Below are 15,556 nucleotides of genomic sequence, written 5' to 3'. Positions count from 1 at the left end.
TTTGACGGAAGACGCGGCAAACGTCGAGGATTTCAAGGCTTTCCGCCCCGGGGGGCGGCCCTTCAGGCGGCCGTTCAGCTGCGCCGGACGGTGGTGATCGCCACCTCCGGGTCGAGGATCTGGCCGACCATGCCGGAGTCGGCGCCCTTGGTGGCCGAGACCGGGCTGAGCAGGATCGCCTTCACCACCTCCATGCCGGCGACCACGTGGCCGAACACGGCAAAGCCCTGGTTGTCGCCGGGCTGCTTCGGGTCGGCGTCCAGCGAGGACACGTCGCCGACGCAGATGAAGAATTCCGAGGCCGCGGTGCCGGGGGCGTAGCGCGCCATCGACACCGCGCCGTCGCGGTTGCTGAGGCCGGTCTGGGTGGTGCTCTCGTGGGCGATCGGCGGGTAGGAGCGCTTGGGATCGTTCTTGATGCCCCCCTGCACCAGGCCGGTCAGCGGCTGCGGCAGCACCTTCATGGCGCGATAGAAGCTGGCGTTGTTCAGCCGGTGAGCATCGACGTAGCGCAGGAAGTTGGCGCAGGTGACCGGCGCCTTGTCGCTGGCCAGCTCGATGACGATGTCGCCCTGGCCGGTGCTCAGGGTGACCCGCGGCAGGGCGGCGGCGGCGGGCGGCGCGGCGGCGGGCGCCGGGCCGGAGGCGCTCTGCGCCAGGGCGTGCGAGGCGGCCAGCGCGCCCGCCCCGGCGATCACGGCGCGTCGGGAAGTGCGGGACATGCGGGCCTCCTGGTGGGAAGCGGCAAGCTTTGCATCGGCATTCGCCCGCTCGCAAGCGCACGCTAGAGGCGCTCGAACTCCAGCCAGATCGGCTCGCAGTCGCCCAGGCGCTTTTCCTCGTAGCGGGTGGTGACGTGGTCCGCCGGCGGTTTGCGCCAGTCGTCGGCGCGGTCGGCCAGCCAGCCGAACGCGGGCTGGTCCAGCAGCTTGCGCAGCGTCCAGTTGGCGTAGTCCTCCCAGTCGGTGGCGAAGCGCAGGCGTCCGCCCGGCTTCAGCAGCCGCGCCGCCTCGGCCAGGAAGTCGTCCTGCACCAGCCGGCGCTTGTGATGCCGCGCCTTGGGCCAGGGGTCCGGGAACAGGATGATGATGCGGTCGACGCTGCCGTCGGGCAGGCGGCCCATCAGCTCGCGGGCGTCGCCGGGATGCAGGCGCACGTTGCGCAGGCCGCGCTCGTCGACGTGCCGCAGGGCGCTGGCCACCCCGTTGAGGAACGGCTCGGCGCCGATGAACAGGTCGCCGGGCCGCCGTTCGGCCTGCGCCGCCAGGTGCTCGCCGCCGCCGAAGCCGATCTCCAGCCAGACCTGGCCACCGGCCGCCGCCAGCGGGCGGGGATCGAACGGCGTCTCAGGCGCGCGGATCGCCGGCAGCAGGGTGTCCATCAGCGCCGCCTGGCGCGGCTTGATCGGCCGGGACTTGATCCGGCCGAAGGTGCGCAGGGGGCGGAAGTCTTCGCTCATGCCGCCTTCTAGAGCGGGATGCGGCGCGGGGGGAGGGGGCGCATCGCTTGACGGCGGCCGGGCGAGGCGCCAAACGTGACGTGAACGTTATGTTTGGACCGATCGATGGCCGAGCGACTGCGCATCGGCGCCCTGGCCGAACGGGCGGGCGTCACCTTGCGGACCATCCGCCACTACGAGGCGCTGGGGCTGATGCCGCCGGGCGAGCGGGTCGGTCGGGGCCAGCACTACTATTCGGACCAGGCCGTCCTGCGGCTGCGCAAGATCGACCAGCTCAAGGCGCTCGGCCTCAGCCTGGACGAGGTCGGCCAGGTCATCGACCTCTATTTCACCGATCCCAGCGGCGTGACCGCCAAGCGCCAGGTCCTGGCCATCCTGCGCCGGCATCTGGCGACGGCGGACGCCAGGATCGCCGCGCTGGGTCAGTTCCGCAGCGATCTCGCCGGACACATCGCGCGGTTCGAGGCCTGGCTGGCGACCCACACCGATAGCGAAGGACAAGAGCATGGCTGAGGCGATCGGATTCCTGGGCGCGGGCCTGCTGGGCTCGAAGGTGGTGGAGAACCTGCTGCAGTCGGGCCACGGCGTGCGCCTGCACAACCGCACCCGCGCCAACGCCGAACCGTTGCTGGCCAAGGGCGCCGCCTGGGCGCCGACGGCCGCGGACGCCGCCGAACCGGGCGGGGTGGTGATGTCGCTGCTGTGGGACGACGCCTCGGTGGAGGCGACCGTGGCGTCGGAGGGCTTCCTGACCCGCCTGGGGCCGGGCGGCCTGCACATTTCCATGAGCACGATCACGCCGGAGGCCTCGCAGCGCCTGGCGGCGCGCCACGCGGCGGCGGGCTGCGTCTATGTCGAGGCGCCGGTGTTCGGCCGTCCCGAACAGGCCGCGGCGCGGCAGTTGACGGCGGCGCTGGCCGGGCCGGACGCCGGTCGCGCCCGGGCCTTGCCCCTGCTCGAGGCGGGCGGCGCGGCGCGGGTGTTCGAGTTCGGCGAGGCGGTCGGCGCGGCCGCCATGGTCAAGCTGGTCGGGAACTTCCTGCTGATCTCCGCCGCCTCGTCCCTGACCGAGGCGCTCGGGGCGGCGCGCGCCAAGGGCTTCGACGCCCAGGCGATCCTCGACATGCTCACCGCCACCCTGTTCCCGTCGCCGATCTACCAGGCGTACGGCCAGGTGATCGCCGCGGGCGGCGCGGGCATGGGCGGCAGTCCGATCCCGGCCAAGGACCTCGGCCTGTTCGAGCAGACGGCGGCGGCCGGGGGCGTCGAGGCGCCGATCGCACACATGCTGCGCGGCCTGCGCGGGTAGGCTACTTGGCGCCCGACAGCTCCGGGTGGCCGTCCAGCCGGGCGCGCAGGGTGCGGTCGTAGTCCTCGGCCCGGGGCAGCAGGTCCGGACGCGAGGCGGCGAGCGCCGCCTCGAGCTGGGCGCAGCCGTCGTGCAGCATCTGGATCGCTTCCTCGACGTCGCGGCGCTGCTGTTCCAGGGCCACGATCCGCTCGCGGAACTTGCGCAGCGCCTGGGCGTTCTGCGCCGTCTCGCCGCCGGGCTTGTCGTAGAGGTCGAGGATCTCGCGGATCTCGTTCAGCGACAGCCCGACGCGCTTGCCGCGGAGGATCAGCTTCAGCCGCGCGCGGTCACGGTGCGAATACAGCCGGTTCAGCCCCTGCCGGGCCGGCGACAGCAGGCCCTTGTCCTCGTAGAAGCGCAGCGCCCGCGGCGTGCAGCCGAACTCTACGCACAGCTGGCGGATGGTGAAGGCGCGCTCGGGCCGGCGCAGTTCCAGAGCCATGAAGTCCCTCCCAGGTCGCTTGCGGGCGGCGCCTGGCGCGCCCGATTGGACCGTTCGGTCGATCCTTATCGTTGATCACCAAGCTAGGACCGGTTTCCTTTAGGGTCAACGTAAAGGCGCGCGGGGTGTCAGCTAATGCCTTTCTCTCGCCGCGATACGCCCTAGACTGGCGCCGTTGCGTCGTCGTCGGGGAGGCCGCGAACGCCATGATCCGTTTCATCTTCCGCGCCCTGGCCGCCGCGCTGGGCTTCTGGCTCGCCGCGCGCATCGTGCCGGGCGTCTATGTGGTCGAGGGCGAGAGCGGGCTGCGCAGCCTGCTGGCCGCCGGGCTTCTGCTGGGGATCGTCAATGCGATCATCCGGCCGATCCTGGTGATCCTGACCCTGCCGCTGACGGTGGTGACGCTGGGCCTGTTCCTGCTGGTGATCAACGGGATCATGGTCAAGATCGTCGACTTCTTCCTCAACGGCATAGAGATCCACGGCCTGTGGCACGCCATGCTGGTGGCGCTGATCGTCAGCCTGACGGTCTGGGTGGTCAGCTGGTTCGTCGATCCGCGCGAGGAACGCCGCGGCGCCTGAGGCCGGCGCTGGCGGCGCACCCTGAAGTGTGTTAAATCACACACTTGTCGTCAGCGAGGCGTTCATGACCCAGAGGTTCTATCCGGCGGTGCTGGAGCGGGGCGAGGGCGAGGTGATCGCCGTCTGGTTTCCCGACTTCCCAGGCTGCGTGGCCGCCGCCACCGATCAGCAGGCGGCGATCGCCAAGGCCCAGGACGCCCTGGCCGCGGCCGTGCAGGCCACGGCGGAGCGGGACGAGCCGCTGCCCGCGCCCTCGGCCTTCCAGGACGTCGAGGTTCCGGACGACACCGACTTCATCGCCCTGATCGCCATCCCCGCGACCCTGCCCAACCCCTCGGAACGGGTGAACGTCTACCTGCCCAAGGCGCTGATCGAACGCATGGACCGCAGCGCCACGGAGATGGGCATGAGCCGCTCCAGCCTGGTCGGCTTCGCCGTCAGCCGTCTGCTGGAGGGCTCGCCCGCGGCGGCGATGGCCCTGGCCAAGCGTCGAAAGTAGTTTTTCGAGACCTATGGCGCGATGTGACGGCTGAGCCTATTTCGGGAACCTCAAACCAGAAGCCCAGGAGCGCCTTCATGTCCGTCTCGCTGTACGACGTCTCGATCCCGACCTACCGCCGCACCCTGCAGAACCTGGCCAGCTTCCTGGACAAGGCCGAGGCCCACGCCAAGGCGTCCGGCGTGGACCTGTCCACCTATACCGAAGCCCGGCTGGTGGCCGACATGCATCCCTTCGTGCGCCAGATTCAGATGGCCAGCGACGCGGCCAAGGGCGGCGCGGCCCGGCTCGCCGGCGTGGAGGCGCCGAAGATGGAGGACGTGGAGACCAGCTTCCCGCAACTGCGCGAGCGCATCGCCAAGACGATCGCCTTCCTGGATACCGTCTCCAAGGCGGCCGTCGACGCCCGGTCGGGGGCGACCATCGAGCTGCCGATCCCGGGCAACACCATGATCTTCTCGGCCCCGGACTTCCTGATGCAGTTCTCGCTGCCGAACTTCTTCTTCCACGTCACCACGGCCTACGCCCTGCTGCGCGCGGCGGGCGTGCCGCTCGGCAAGATGGACTTCCTGGCGGGCGCCCAGATGGCCGCCGCCGCGGCCTGATCCTCTTCTCCCCGTCCCTCGGACATGCGCGAAGCGCACCGGTCCAGGGTGACGAAGCTGGAGATCGGCCCAAAGAAATAAGCCCCCGGCGTTTCCGCCGGGGGCTTTGCTTTTCAGCAGGTCTGGTCGACCGGACCTAGAAGTCCATGTCGCCCATGCCGCCGCCCGGCATGGCCGGCGCGGGAGCGTTCTTCTTCGGGGCCTCGACGATCGCCGCTTCCGTGGTGATCAGCAGGGCGGACACCGAGGCGGCGTCCTGCAGGGCCGTGCGGACGACCTTGGCCGGGTCGATGATGCCGGCCGCGATCAGGTCCACATACTCTTCCGTCTGGGCGTTGAAGCCGAAGGTCGGCGAGCTGTTGTCCAGGATCTTGCCGACCACGATCGAGCCTTCCACGCCGGCGTTCTCGGCGATCTGACGGATCGGGGCCTGCAGCGCGCGGCGCACGATGGCGACGCCGGCTTCCTGGTCGTCGTTGTCACCCTTCAGGCCGTCGAGGGCCTTGGTGGCCTTCAGCAGGGCGACGCCGCCGCCGGGGATGATGCCTTCTTCCACCGCAGCGCGGGTGGCGTTCAGGGCGTCATCGACGCGGTCCTTCTTTTCCTTCACTTCGACTTCGGTCGCGCCGCCGACGCGGATCACCGCAACGCCGCCGGCCAGCTTGGCCAGACGTTCCTGCAGCTTTTCCTTGTCGTAGTCCGAGGTGGTGTCCTCGATCTGACGCTTGATCTGGCCGATGCGGGCCTCAATGTCCGCCTTCTCGCCCGAACCATCGACGATGGTGGTGTCGTCCTTGGTGATCGAGACCTTCTTGGCCTTGCCCAGCATTTCCAGGCCGACGTTTTCGAGCTTGATGCCCAGGTCTTCGCTGATCAGCTGGCCGCCGGTCAGGATGGCGATGTCTTCCAGCATCGCCTTGCGGCGATCGCCGAAGCCCGGCGCCTTGACCGCCGCGACCCGCAGGCCGCCGCGCAGCTTGTTGACCACCAGGGTGGCCAGGGCTTCGCCTTCGACGTCCTCGGCGATGATCACCAGCGGACGCGAGGACTGAACCACGGCTTCCAGCACCGGCAGCAGCGGCTGCAGCGTGGACAGCTTCTTTTCGTACAGCAGGATCAGCGGGTCTTCGAGCACCGCCTCCATCTTGTCGGCGTTGGTGATGAAGTACGGCGACAGGTAGCCGCGGTCGAACTGCATCCCTTCGACGACGTCGAGTTCGGTTTCCAGGCTCTTGGCCTCTTCCACCGTGATGACGCCTTCGTTGCCGACCTTTTCCATGGCCTTGGCGATCATGTCGCCAATTTCACGGTCGCCGTTGGCCGAGATCGAACCGACCTGGGCGATTTCCTGGTTGGTGGTGACCTTCTTGGAGCTGGCCTTGATCTCTTCGACGACCTTGGCGACGGCCTTTTCGACGCCGCGCTTCAGGTCCATCGGGTTCATGCCGGCGGCCACGTACTTCAGGCCTTCGACGACGATCGCCTGGGCCAGGACGGTGGCGGTGGTGGTGCCGTCGCCGGCCTTGTCGTTGGTCTTGGAGGCGACTTCACGGATCAGCTGGGCGCCCAGGTTCTCGAACTTGTCGGACAGTTCGATTTCCTTGGCGACCGAGACGCCGTCCTTGGTCGAGCGGGGGGCGCCGAAGGACTTTTCGATCACCACGTTGCGGCCCTTGGGGCCCAGGGTCACCTTGACCGCGTTGGCCAGGATGTTGACGCCGCGGAGCATGCGGTCACGCGCGTCGGAGGAGAAATAGACGTCTTTAGCGGCCATTTTCCTGCTCTTTCTGAATGAGGATTATTGGGGGAATAGCTCGGGACGCGGAGGGCTGGACTATTCCAGCACACCCAGGACGTCGCTCTCCTTCATGATGAGGAGGTCTTCGCCTTCGAGCTTGATTTCAGTGCCGGACCATTTGCCGAACAGGATGCGATCGCCGGCCTTCAGATCCAGGGCCTGGATCTTGCCGGAGTCGTCGCGGGCGCCGGGGCCCACGGCGATCACTTCGCCTTCCTGGGGCTTTTCCTTCGCGGTGTCGGGGATGATGATCCCGCCCTTGGTCTTAGCTTCTTCCTCGACGCGGCGGACGAGGACGCGGTCGCCAAGCGGACGAAACGCCATGAGGTTTGTCTCCGTAGAGCTACGGTTGCTGTTGCTGCAGCCCCCCTCGGCCCGGCCGTTAGCAGCCGGACCCGTAGAGTGCTAACGAGGCGGCAGGTAGGTCTAAGCCGGCCCTGAGTCAAGATGAGGCGTGGCGCCTGGCCGCACCTTCGCCCACCAAAAGGGGCCAAGCGGAGCCTGCCGTCCGGCGCAAAGTCCATGGCCTCAAGCCGCGGCGGAGCCGATCCATCAGCGGAACGTGATCGCCGCCTCGCGCCAAGGACACGCTTGTTATGATTGCGTAAATCCTGCCGTGGCCCCATCGGCCTCGATGGGGAGGCTGACATGCTGCGCAATCGACACCTGAAGTTCGCACTCCTGGGCGCCGCCGCGCTGGCCGCTAGCGCCGGCTTTGCCTGGGCGGCCGACTGGAACAGCGGCGGTTCCATCGCCCTGCCCAAGGACATGGTCGCCGCCGCCAGCGCCTTTTCCGACTACATGTCCCGCGCCGCAGACGTGCGCGCCGACTTCCGCGACGGCGAGGCGGTGCACCAGAGCCTGAAGACCGGCGTGGCCTACGAACAGGTGCAGTTCGAGGCCGGGATGATCTCCTACGGCGCCCTGGTGGCCATGCAGGACCCCGGCTTCCTCGCCGGCGTGAGCCGCGCCGCCCACAGCGAGGCCGACCGCCAGGCCCTGGCCGCCCGGCTGGAGGCCGATCCGGCGCAGGTGCTGCGCCTGGACGGCGCGGACGTCGCCGCCCGCGAGGTGGAGAGCGCCCTGATGAGCCGCGCCACGCCCGTCGCCGACGCCGGCAAGGCGGTCAAGCAGGCCGCCTACGACGTCCAGCACGAAGCCTGGTCCAAGGAGCGGATCGCCAACCTGCCGGGGCGCCTGAAGGAGGTGAAGCTGCTGTCGACGTCGCCCTACCCGGGAACGGACGGCGACGGCGCGCGCCTGTCGCGGGCCATGCTGCAGCTGCCGCCGGCCGGCGGCGGCACGCCCGCCGTGTCACCGGTGGTCGCCCGCTCCCTGGCGCTCGCCGCGGTCGCCATCCTCGGCGAGGCCAAGCCTTCCGACATGCCCCAGGTGCAGCCGCTGCTCACCGAGTACTTCAGCGCCGACTGCCTGCACATGGCCAAGCTGATGCTCTACCAGTGCATGGCGGTGGCTTCGCCGCACTATGAGAACGTGTTCTGTCTGGGCCAGCACGCCCTGGCCGACACCGGCCAGTGCGTCGCCGCGGCCGTCACCGCCTCGCCCGACCGCACACCCCCGCCGCCGCGCGTGATTCTGGCTTCGACCGCGCCGGTGAAGGCGCCGCCCAAGGCCAGCCGGCATCACCACCGCCGTCACAGCTGACCCGGACGCGCCGCGCTGCTGACCTCGGCCGGTTGAAGCGGCGGCCGCGCGGGGCGATGCTGCCCGGATCGCAGCTTCCGGGAGCCTGCCATGCTGGACCACATCGGCCTGACCGCCAGCGACGTCGCGCGCGCCAAGGCCTTCTATGACACCGCCCTCGAGCCGCTCGGCATCGCCGTGATGATGCAGGTCTCCGCCGAGGAGACGGGAAGCTACGCCTTTCTCGGCTACGGTTCGGAAGGGCGGCCCTATTTCTGGGTGGGCGGCGGCCCGCAGGCGACCGGCGCGCTGCACGTGGCCTTCACCGCCAAGGACCGGGCCACGGTGGACGCCTTCTACGCGGCGGCGATGGCGGCCGGCGGGACGGACAACGGCGGCCCGGGCATCCGCGCCCACTACCACCCCAACTACTACGGCGCCTTCGTGCTCGATCCCGACGGCCACAACGTCGAGGCGGTCTGCCACCTGCCGGAATAGCCCTCTTCCCGCGCAAGCGGGGGAAGGGAGGCAGCTAAGCGCCGCCGAACGGCTGCAGCCCCGCGCCCAGCCCGCGGTAGCCCAGGCGCTCGGCATAGAGCCGGGCCCGCTCGGCCTTGGCCGGGGCGGGGTGGATGTGGCCATAGCGCGAGGCGGCGGTGAAGCGGACGTTGTCCGGCAGCTCGCCGTCCCCGGCCAGTTCACGGTCCAGCCAGGCCTCCATGTGGCCCCAGAAGTCGGGCGCCTCGCCGTTCACGTCGGTGAAGCCGTATTCCCGCGCCAGGTCGGCGACCCACAGCGCCTGGCCGGACTTGCGCCGCACCTTGGGGTCGGCGGCCAGGGCGGCGACCGCGCGTCCGAGGTAGCGGGGGCTTTCCGAGAGGCTGAAGTCGAAGTGCTCCCGGCCGGCGTCGCGCCAGTTGGCCTCGCTGACGCCGAACCGCTCCAGCATCGCCTCCGAGCGCAGGAACCCCGGCGAGACCGCCACCGCCGTCAGCCCCTTCGGCGCCAGGTCCCAGGCCATGGCGTAGGCCAGCCGGTTCACCGCCGCCTTGACGAAGTCGTAGGTGATCTGGCCGCGATAGCCGGGCTGCTCGCCGTCGGTGATCTCGACGATCAGGCCGCGGCCGGCCTCGACCATCATCGGCGCCAGGTGGCGGGCGGTGATCCAGTGGCTGAACACCGCCTGGTCGACGACGGCGCGGGCGGTGGCCATGTCCTGGGCCCAGAACGGGGCGCCCCAGTCGATCAGCTCGTCGCCGCCCCAGATGTCGTTGACCAGCACGTCCAGCCGGCCTTCCTCGGCGGCGAGCCGCGCAGCCAGGGCGGCGACCTGCGCCTCATCGGTGTGGTCGACCTGCACGGCCCGCGCCTGGCCGCCGGCGGCGACGATCATCTCGGCGGTCTCGTCGATGGTCTCCGGCCGCCCTGGGGTCGCCGCGTGGCCGCGGACGCTGCGCCCGGTGCACCAGACCCTGGCCCCGGCGGCCGCCAGCTCCAGGGCGATGCCCCGTCCGGCGCCGCGGGTCGCCCCCGCCACCAGCGCCACCTGGCCGCTCAGCGGCGTCGTACGCTCATCCATCGCCCTTCCTCCCAGCCGCCTTCCGCGTGAAAACGGCTAAAGTTCAAACCCATGGGCCATGTCGGGCGGCGAAACCGCTCACACTTTCGCCTGACAGGCTCCTGCTGGACAGTCGTTCATAAATCATGATTTACATTGATCATGCCCCGACGCAAGTCCGTCAGCGACGAAGCCGTGCTCGATGCCGCCCTGAAGGTGATGTTCCGCCACGGGCCCGCCGACTTCACCCTGGCCGACGTCACCGCCGAGGTGGGCATCGCCCCGGCCACCCTGATCCAGCGGTTCGGCGACAAGCGCAGCTTGGTGGCTGCGGCGGTGGCGCGCGACAACGAAGCCTTCTTCCGCATGCTGGACCGCCTGCCGCCGACGCCGGGACCGGCCGCGGTGATCGCCGTGTTCCGCCTGCTCACCCCCGACGTCGACGACGCCGGCCGCTTCGCCGACCAGCTGCTGTGGCTGCACCAGGACATGCGCGACCCCGACCTCAACGCCCTGGCGCGCGAGCGCTTCACGCGCCTGCACGAGGCCGTGGTCGCCCGCCTGCCACGGCTGGCGATCCCCGCCGAGAAGGCGGCTCAGCTGATCGACGCCCAATGGCAGGGCGCGCTGATCCAGTGGGGGCTCAACCGCCAGGGGCGGCTGGTGGACTACGTCACCCAGGCGCTGGCCAACTGGTTCGCCCTGGCGCGGAAGGGATAGCGGCGACGGCCTTCGCCGAGCAAGACCTCAGCCCTCGCCCCCGCAAAGCGGGGGAGAGGGTTGGGTGAGGGGGTGTTTCCATCGCCACTTTCGCTTGCCTGAGAGGGTCCGTCGCGCCGAGGGACCCCTCACCCAACCCTCTCCCCATCTGCGATGGGGAGAGGGCTTTGGCGGGGGGGGGGGCTTCGGGCGCCGCTCAGCCCTCGCGGGTCATCCGCACCAGCCGCCGGCCGCCCTCGGCGTCGAGGCCCAGCAGGCCCTCGACCTTGTCCAGGTCGACGATGAAACCGGCGCCCTTGCGTTCGGGGTCGGCGTTGCGCTCGAACTCGGGGGCGTTCTCGAACACCTGGTCGCGTTCGGCGCCCACCGCCGGCCGCGCGCGCCCGGCGAACTGCAGCATCACCCGCTGGGCCGGCGCGCGGTACATCAGGGCGACGTTGGGATTGGCGCCGATGCCGCCGGCGGTCGCGCCCTCGGCGTTGCGCGCCCAGAAGCCCAGCTGGTCGTCGGAGAACACGGCCACCGAGCCGCGGAACGACAGGCGCGGCTTGCCGGCCTCGTCCACCGAGGCGATGATCATCGGATTGCCGGCGACCAGGGCGCCGTTGACGTGTTCGCGGATCTCGTCGGTCAGCTGGATCGGCATGGTGGTCCTCGGAGGGCTTCGCGTTCGCTTCGCGGCGGTTCTGGCGCGGATGCGCGCGGCCGGCAAGCCGCCTTGCCAGGACCGACCGTCCCGGACGACAGTCGTGGGCGCGAACTACGGGAGCGGGCCATGCGGGCGCTTTCGATCATCACCGGCGCGGCGGCGGCCGTCCTGGTGCTCGCCGCGGGCCCGGCGGGCGACCTGCCTTCCCGGCTCGAGGGCCGTTACACCCACAGCTTCGCCAACGGCCTGGTGACCGGCGAGCATTTCCGCTCCACCGAGACCCTGGTCATCCTGCGCACCGCGCCGGACGCCGCCTGGGTCGATGCGCATCTGGAATTCTTCAACGGCCACGAATGCAACATCAGCGGCGTGGCGGACGCGCGGGGCGAGGCCCTGGTGCTGAAATCCGGCGACGACGAGCTCAGCCGCTGCACCCTGGCCATCGGTCCCGGCGCCGGCAAGGATCGCGGCAAGCTGGTGTTCGTCGCCGACGGCACGGGCTGCAACTACTACTGCGGCGCGCGGGGATCGCTGGACGGCGCCGCCTTCGCCGCCGCCAGCCGCCGGCCCCTCACCCCGGCCCAGCGCCGCAAGATCGTCGCGGGGGACGACTACAAGGCCGCCCTCACCGCGCACGCGGCCGGCAAGCCGGCCCCGGCGTGAGAGGATAATCTCCACCCCCTCCGGCGAAGCGCTCAGCTTCACCCCTTCACCGTCATCCCCGGGGCGTCAGTCCCGGGGATCCATGAACACGTGAGGCAAAGTCGCGAGCGGCAGCGGAGCGTCGCAAAGCGGCTGCCGTCCCATCGTGGCGCGCCCTTCGAAGCGCGCCAATCGTTCTCACGCGTGCATGGACCCTCGGGACTGACGCCCGAGGGTGACGGCAGGAGGAAGCGAGACCTCGCGTTCACTGGAGTGCAGCCGCTGGAGCTCCGAACGGAACCCCAGCGGAGCGCCGTCTAGGCCACCACCCGGTTGTCCTCGTCGGCGAAGAACACCTCGCCGGCGTGGTCGGCCAGGTCCTGGGCGGTCCAGGGGGCGGTGGGGTTGAAGCCCTTGGTCTGCAGCATCTTGATCTCGCGCACCCCGCGCGAGGAGACGCCCAGCACCTTGCCGGACTGGTCGCCCGACAGGTCGGAGACCATGTACAGCACCCCGGGCGCGATGCGCTCGGGCAGGCTCATGGGATCCGGCTCGCGGTCCTTGCGGCCCGGCAGGTCGGAGGTCATGCGGGTGAAGGCGCCCGGCGCCAGGCCCCACACGCGGATGCCGTACTTGCGCCCCTCGATCGAGAGCACGCGCATGAAGCCATAGATGCCGGCCTTGGCCGCGCCGTAGTTCGACTGGCCGAAGTTGCCGTACAGGCCCGAGGTCGACGAGGTCATGACGATGACCCCCTTCACCTGGTTGTCCTTGAAGTAGTTCCACACCGGCATGGTGCAGCAGTAGGTCCCCTTCAGGTGCACCTTCACCACGGCGTCCCAGTCGGCTTCCGAGGTGTTGGAGAAGGTCTTGTCGCGCAGGATGCCGGCGTTGTTGACCAGGATGTCCACGCGGCCGAAGGCGTCGATCGCAGACTGGAAGATGCGCTGGCCGCCTTCCATGGTGGAGACGTCGTCGCCGTTGGCCACCGCCTTGCCGCCCGCCGCCTTGATCTCGTCGACCACCTTCTGCGCGGCCGAGATGCTGCCGCCGGTGCCATCCCGTGCGCCGCCGAGGTCGTTGACCACCACAGCCGCGCCCTCCTGCGCGAACAGCTTGCAATAGGCCTCGCCAAGGCCGTTGCCGCCACCGGTGACGATGGCGACCTTTCCATCCAGCAATCCCATGTTCGAAATCCTCCCCGGCCTCAAATGCAGTGGGCCGTGGACCGACTTTCCCGCCGCGGGGCCGGCGGGGCAAGCCGGAACTAGCCGCGTCGCGCGCGGAAGAACGACCGCAGCAGTGCGGCGCTTTCGTCCGCCAGCACGCCGCCCTCCACCTCCGGCCGCCAGTGGCAGGTGGGCTGCTCGAAGAAGCGGGGGCCGGAGACCACCGCGCCGCCCTTGGCGTCGGTGGCGCCGAACACCAGCCGGCCGATGCGGGCGTGGCTGATGGCCCCTGCGCACATGGCGCAGGGCTCCAGGGTGACCACCAGGGTCAGGCCGGTCAGCCGGTAGTTGCCCCGCTTCGCCGCCGCCTGGCGCAGGGCCAGGATCTCGGCGTGGGCGGTGGGGTCGTGGCCGGCGATCGGGCTGTTGGCCGCCCGGGCGACCACCTCGCCGGTGGCCGGATCGATCACCACCGCGCCGATCGGCGCCTCGCCGCGCGCGGCGGCGGCTTGCGCCTCCTCAAGGGCGATGCGCATGGTGGGAAGGTCATGGCTGGCCATCCTCCGCACCGAAACCGTACCAACGCCAAGGGTCAAGCCTCGACCCGCAAGGCGCGCCTTTCAGACACGCCCGTCCCGCACGCGTCCGGCCACGATCCGCTGAACAGCGCCCTCGATCCGGAGCTCCATGCCGCCAGCGACGACGGTTCGGGCGATCGGGTGGCCAAGATCCTGGCCCGCGCCGGGGTGGCGTCGCGGCGCGAGGTCGAGCGGCTGATCGAGGCCGGGCGCGTGGCGCTGAACGGCCAGACCCTGACGACGCCGGCGGTGAAGGTGGCCGCCGGCGACATCGTCACCGTCGATGGCGAGGTGATCGGCGAGGCCGAGCCGGCGCGGCTGTTCCGCTATCACAAGCCCCCGGGCCTGGTGACCACGCACAACGATCCCAAGGGCCGGCCGACTGTGTTCGAGACCCTGCCGGAGGGGCTGCCGCGGCTGATCTCCATCGGCCGGCTGGACCTGAGCTCCGAGGGGCTGCTGCTGCTGACCAACGACGGCGAACTGGCGCGGGCGCTGGAGCTGCCGTCCAACGCCTGGGCGCGGCGCTACCGGGCCAGGGCCCGCGGGCGGATCACCCAGGCCAGGCTCGACACCCTGAAGAACGGCATCACCGTCGAGGGCGTCCGCTACGGGCCGATCGAGGCCACGCTCGACAAGGTCAAGGAAGGCCGCGACGCCGCCAACCTGTGGATCACCGTCACCCTGTCGGAAGGCAAGAACCGCGAGGTGCGCCGGGTGCTGGAGGCCCTGGGCGTCACCGTCAACCGGCTGATCCGCCTGTCCTACGGCCCGTTCGCCCTGGGCACGCTGGCGGTGGGGGCGGTCGAGGAGGTCGGCCCCCGGGTGGTGCGCGAACAGCTCGAGGGCCTGGTCGATCCGGCCAACATGCCCAAGGGCGACCGCCCGCAGTACAAGGCCCCGGCCAGCGCCCAGTCTGTCCGCCGCCTCGCCGACGCCGCGCGCGAGGAAGCGGCGATGCGCCCGCCCGAGCCGCCGGAGAAGAAGACCTACAAGACCGGCTGGGCCAAGCCGAAGATCAAGCCCAAGGCGGCCCGGCCCGCGAAAGCCGGCAAGGGCGCGGCGAAGCTGGAGGCGGCGAAGGTCGGCGGCAAGACCTTCAGCGCCAAGCCGGCGGTCAAAGCTGCTGGATCTGGTTCGGCGGCAGGCCGGCCTCGAGGCCCGCTCGCGCGCCCGCCGTCCGCATCACCTCGACAAAGCTCCGGCGCTCGTCAGCCAGGCCCTCGTCCAGCGGGCGGTCCAGGGCGGCGCGGGTAAGGCGCTTGGCGTAGGCCACCCCCTCGGCGCCCTTGGTCGCGAACTCGGCGGCGATCTCGAGCGCCCGGTCCAGGGCGTTGGCGACGGCCTCGTGCACCAGACCGATCGCGGCCGCGTCGGCGCCGATGACGGTGCGCCCGCGCAGGATCATCTCCAGCGCCCGCGCCTCGCCGATCACCCGCGGCAGGCGCTGGGTGCCGCCGCCGCCGGGGAATATGCCCACCCGGGTCTCCGGCAGGCCGATCGCCTCGGCGTCCTCCGCGGCGATGCGGATGTCGCAGGCCAGGCTGATCTCGAACCCGCCGCCCATGCACAGCCCGTTGATCGCGGCGATCACCGGCTTGGGCGCGGCGGCGATGGCGTCCACCAGGGCGCCGAACGTCCCGCCCGGCCGCGGCGGCGGGGCGTCGGCCGGTGGGTGCGGGGGTGGCGCGGCGCCCGGCGCCAGGCGCTGACCCATCACGTTGAGCTCGCCGATGTCGTAGTGGCGGATGAAGATCCCCGGCAGCCCGCCGGTCAGCACGATCGCCCGCACCGCCGCGTCCGCCGAGGCCGCGCTGACCGCCGCGAGCATCTCCTCCGAGCCGGCCGCCGTCATCGTGCC

Annotated in this window: 19 protein-coding genes and 1 pseudogene; 10 read left to right on the top strand and 10 right to left on the bottom strand. The window is 70.6% G+C overall.

What is annotated here, in order from left to right; genetic code table 11:
- Window positions 1–74: 74 nt before the first annotated feature.
- The gene (locus tag ACO2Q3_RS21870; protein WP_423310489.1) at window positions 75–722 is read right to left on the bottom strand and encodes a peptidylprolyl isomerase; all 648 of its coding nucleotides are present in this window, start codon (window positions 720–722) and stop codon (window positions 75–77) included.
- Window positions 723–784: 62 nt separating this feature from the next.
- Window positions 785–1,459: a tRNA (guanosine(46)-N7)-methyltransferase TrmB gene (trmB, locus tag ACO2Q3_RS21865; protein ID WP_423310487.1), complete on the bottom strand. Its 675-nt coding sequence runs from the start codon at window positions 1,457–1,459 to the stop codon at window positions 785–787.
- Window positions 1,460–1,564: 105 nt separating this feature from the next.
- On the opposite strand from trmB, the gene ACO2Q3_RS21860 reads away from it, so the two are divergent.
- Complete coding sequence (locus ACO2Q3_RS21860; RefSeq protein ID WP_423310485.1) at window positions 1,565–1,972, top strand: MerR family transcriptional regulator; 408 nt, start codon at window positions 1,565–1,567, stop codon at window positions 1,970–1,972.
- The gene (locus ACO2Q3_RS21855) at window positions 1,965–2,768 is read left to right on the top strand and encodes an NAD(P)-dependent oxidoreductase (RefSeq protein ID WP_423310483.1); all 804 of its coding nucleotides are present in this window, start codon (window positions 1,965–1,967) and stop codon (window positions 2,766–2,768) included. The genes ACO2Q3_RS21860 and ACO2Q3_RS21855 overlap by 8 nt, the downstream gene beginning before the upstream one ends.
- A 1-nt stretch (window position 2,769) precedes the next feature.
- On the opposite strand, the gene ACO2Q3_RS21850 is transcribed toward ACO2Q3_RS21855, so the two are convergent.
- A complete protein-coding gene (locus ACO2Q3_RS21850) occupies window positions 2,770–3,252 on the bottom strand; it encodes a MerR family transcriptional regulator (RefSeq protein WP_423310481.1) in 483 nt (160 codons plus the stop codon).
- 206 nt (window positions 3,253–3,458) lie between these two features.
- Here ACO2Q3_RS21850 and ACO2Q3_RS21845 point away from each other — a divergent pair, with 206 nt between their 5' ends.
- The 3 genes from ACO2Q3_RS21845 (at window position 3,459) to ACO2Q3_RS21835 (ending at window position 4,937) form a co-directional block, all read left to right on the top strand.
- A complete protein-coding gene (locus ACO2Q3_RS21845) occupies window positions 3,459–3,833 on the top strand; it encodes a phage holin family protein (protein ID WP_423310479.1) in 375 nt (124 codons plus the stop codon).
- 64 nt (window positions 3,834–3,897) lie between these two features.
- Window positions 3,898–4,332, top strand: coding sequence for a type II toxin-antitoxin system HicB family antitoxin (locus tag ACO2Q3_RS21840; RefSeq protein WP_423310477.1), 435 nt, complete (start codon window positions 3,898–3,900; stop codon window positions 4,330–4,332).
- Window positions 4,333–4,409: 77 nt separating this feature from the next.
- Entirely contained in the window at window positions 4,410–4,937 is a 528-nt protein-coding gene (locus tag ACO2Q3_RS21835; protein WP_423310475.1) for a DUF1993 domain-containing protein, read from the top strand.
- 136 nt (window positions 4,938–5,073) lie between these two features.
- Here the strand turns inward: ACO2Q3_RS21835 and groL are convergent, their stop codons facing one another.
- A complete protein-coding gene (gene groL, locus ACO2Q3_RS21830; RefSeq protein WP_423310473.1) occupies window positions 5,074–6,711 on the bottom strand; it encodes a chaperonin GroEL in 1,638 nt (545 codons plus the stop codon).
- 60 nt (window positions 6,712–6,771) lie between these two features.
- On the bottom strand, window positions 6,772–7,059 hold the full coding sequence (groES, locus tag ACO2Q3_RS21825) for a co-chaperone GroES (RefSeq protein ID WP_423310471.1): 288 nt from the start codon (window positions 7,057–7,059) through the stop codon (window positions 6,772–6,774).
- A gap of 324 nt (window positions 7,060–7,383) precedes the next feature.
- Here groES and ACO2Q3_RS21820 point away from each other — a divergent pair, with 324 nt between their 5' ends.
- A complete protein-coding gene (locus tag ACO2Q3_RS21820) occupies window positions 7,384–8,400 on the top strand; it encodes a hypothetical protein (RefSeq protein WP_423310470.1) in 1,017 nt (338 codons plus the stop codon).
- 90 nt (window positions 8,401–8,490) lie between these two features.
- A complete protein-coding gene (locus ACO2Q3_RS21815; RefSeq protein WP_423310468.1) occupies window positions 8,491–8,877 on the top strand; it encodes a VOC family protein in 387 nt (128 codons plus the stop codon).
- 34 nt (window positions 8,878–8,911) lie between these two features.
- On the opposite strand, the gene ACO2Q3_RS21810 is transcribed toward ACO2Q3_RS21815, so the two are convergent.
- Window positions 8,912–9,958 carry an SDR family oxidoreductase gene (locus ACO2Q3_RS21810; protein ID WP_423310466.1) on the bottom strand — a complete coding sequence of 349 codons (1,047 nt, stop codon included), beginning with the start codon at window positions 9,956–9,958 and terminating at the stop codon, window positions 8,912–8,914.
- 141 nt (window positions 9,959–10,099) lie between these two features.
- On the opposite strand from ACO2Q3_RS21810, the gene ACO2Q3_RS21805 reads away from it, so the two are divergent.
- Complete coding sequence (locus ACO2Q3_RS21805; RefSeq protein ID WP_423310464.1) at window positions 10,100–10,657, top strand: TetR/AcrR family transcriptional regulator; 558 nt, start codon at window positions 10,100–10,102, stop codon at window positions 10,655–10,657.
- A gap of 196 nt (window positions 10,658–10,853) precedes the next feature.
- Here the strand turns inward: ACO2Q3_RS21805 and ACO2Q3_RS21800 are convergent, their stop codons facing one another.
- Window positions 10,854–11,303 (bottom strand): pyridoxamine 5'-phosphate oxidase family protein, encoded by a 450-nt coding sequence (locus tag ACO2Q3_RS21800; protein WP_423310462.1) that lies wholly within the window; start codon window positions 11,301–11,303, stop codon window positions 10,854–10,856.
- Window positions 11,304–11,432: 129 nt separating this feature from the next.
- Between ACO2Q3_RS21800 and ACO2Q3_RS21795 the strand changes: the two genes are divergently transcribed.
- A complete protein-coding gene (locus tag ACO2Q3_RS21795; protein WP_423310460.1) occupies window positions 11,433–11,969 on the top strand; it encodes a hypothetical protein in 537 nt (178 codons plus the stop codon).
- A gap of 296 nt (window positions 11,970–12,265) precedes the next feature.
- Here the strand turns inward: ACO2Q3_RS21795 and ACO2Q3_RS21790 are convergent, their stop codons facing one another.
- Together ACO2Q3_RS21790 and tadA are read right to left on the bottom strand one after the other, a co-directional pair.
- Window positions 12,266–13,135 (bottom strand): SDR family oxidoreductase, encoded by an 870-nt coding sequence (locus ACO2Q3_RS21790; RefSeq protein WP_423310458.1) that lies wholly within the window; start codon window positions 13,133–13,135, stop codon window positions 12,266–12,268.
- Between the two features lie 80 nt (window positions 13,136–13,215).
- Window positions 13,216–13,653 carry a tRNA adenosine(34) deaminase TadA gene (tadA, locus tag ACO2Q3_RS21785; RefSeq protein ID WP_423310456.1) on the bottom strand — a complete coding sequence of 146 codons (438 nt, stop codon included), beginning with the start codon at window positions 13,651–13,653 and terminating at the stop codon, window positions 13,216–13,218.
- A 12-nt stretch (window positions 13,654–13,665) separates the two neighbouring features.
- Between tadA and ACO2Q3_RS21780 the strand changes: the two genes are divergently transcribed.
- Window positions 13,666–14,952: a pseudouridine synthase gene (locus tag ACO2Q3_RS21780; protein ID WP_423310454.1), complete on the top strand. Its 1,287-nt coding sequence runs from the start codon at window positions 13,666–13,668 to the stop codon at window positions 14,950–14,952.
- Here the strand turns inward: ACO2Q3_RS21780 and ACO2Q3_RS21775 are convergent.
- Window positions 14,909–15,550: pseudogene (locus tag ACO2Q3_RS21775) on the bottom strand (enoyl-CoA hydratase/isomerase family protein); the annotation flags it as partial. The gene ACO2Q3_RS21780 and the pseudogene ACO2Q3_RS21775 sit on opposite strands and share 44 nt — an antisense overlap.
- Window positions 15,551–15,556: the final 6 nt, after the last annotated feature.

The sequence above is a fragment of the Caulobacter sp. KR2-114 genome (genome assembly GCF_049446115.1).
Taxonomy (GTDB): Bacteria; Pseudomonadota; Alphaproteobacteria; order Caulobacterales; family Caulobacteraceae; genus Acaudatibacter.
The sequence above is the reverse complement of the archived record's forward strand: the minus strand, read 5'-3'. Positions and strand labels throughout refer to the sequence as shown.

Excerpts from the sequence above, each read along its gene's own strand:
- ACO2Q3_RS21820 (WP_423310470.1), top strand. The coding sequence starts at position 7,384 with ATGCTGCGCAATCGACACCTGAAGTTCGCACTCCTGGGCGCCGCCGCG.
- ACO2Q3_RS21790 (WP_423310458.1), bottom strand. The coding sequence starts at position 13,135 with ATGGGATTGCTGGATGGAAAGGTCGCCATCGTCACCGGTGGCGGCAAC.
- ACO2Q3_RS21800 (WP_423310462.1), bottom strand. The coding sequence starts at position 11,303 with ATGCCGATCCAGCTGACCGACGAGATCCGCGAACACGTCAACGGCGCC.
- ACO2Q3_RS21850 (WP_423310481.1), bottom strand. The coding sequence starts at position 3,252 with ATGGCTCTGGAACTGCGCCGGCCCGAGCGCGCCTTCACCATCCGCCAG.
- groL (WP_423310473.1), bottom strand. The coding sequence starts at position 6,711 with ATGGCCGCTAAAGACGTCTATTTCTCCTCCGACGCGCGTGACCGCATG.
- ACO2Q3_RS21860 (WP_423310485.1), top strand. The coding sequence starts at position 1,565 with ATGGCCGAGCGACTGCGCATCGGCGCCCTGGCCGAACGGGCGGGCGTC.
- ACO2Q3_RS21780 (WP_423310454.1), top strand. The coding sequence starts at position 13,666 with ATGGCTGGCCATCCTCCGCACCGAAACCGTACCAACGCCAAGGGTCAA.
- trmB (WP_423310487.1), bottom strand. The coding sequence starts at position 1,459 with ATGAGCGAAGACTTCCGCCCCCTGCGCACCTTCGGCCGGATCAAGTCC.
- ACO2Q3_RS21845 (WP_423310479.1), top strand. The coding sequence starts at position 3,459 with ATGATCCGTTTCATCTTCCGCGCCCTGGCCGCCGCGCTGGGCTTCTGG.
- tadA (WP_423310456.1), bottom strand. The coding sequence starts at position 13,653 with ATGCGCATCGCCCTTGAGGAGGCGCAAGCCGCCGCCGCGCGCGGCGAG.
- ACO2Q3_RS21835 (WP_423310475.1), top strand. The coding sequence starts at position 4,410 with ATGTCCGTCTCGCTGTACGACGTCTCGATCCCGACCTACCGCCGCACC.
- ACO2Q3_RS21855 (WP_423310483.1), top strand. The coding sequence starts at position 1,965 with ATGGCTGAGGCGATCGGATTCCTGGGCGCGGGCCTGCTGGGCTCGAAG.
- ACO2Q3_RS21805 (WP_423310464.1), top strand. The coding sequence starts at position 10,100 with ATGCCCCGACGCAAGTCCGTCAGCGACGAAGCCGTGCTCGATGCCGCC.
- ACO2Q3_RS21795 (WP_423310460.1), top strand. The coding sequence starts at position 11,433 with ATGCGGGCGCTTTCGATCATCACCGGCGCGGCGGCGGCCGTCCTGGTG.
- ACO2Q3_RS21870 (WP_423310489.1), bottom strand. The coding sequence starts at position 722 with ATGTCCCGCACTTCCCGACGCGCCGTGATCGCCGGGGCGGGCGCGCTG.
- ACO2Q3_RS21815 (WP_423310468.1), top strand. The coding sequence starts at position 8,491 with ATGCTGGACCACATCGGCCTGACCGCCAGCGACGTCGCGCGCGCCAAG.
- groES (WP_423310471.1), bottom strand. The coding sequence starts at position 7,059 with ATGGCGTTTCGTCCGCTTGGCGACCGCGTCCTCGTCCGCCGCGTCGAG.
- ACO2Q3_RS21810 (WP_423310466.1), bottom strand. The coding sequence starts at position 9,958 with ATGGATGAGCGTACGACGCCGCTGAGCGGCCAGGTGGCGCTGGTGGCG.
- ACO2Q3_RS21840 (WP_423310477.1), top strand. The coding sequence starts at position 3,898 with ATGACCCAGAGGTTCTATCCGGCGGTGCTGGAGCGGGGCGAGGGCGAG.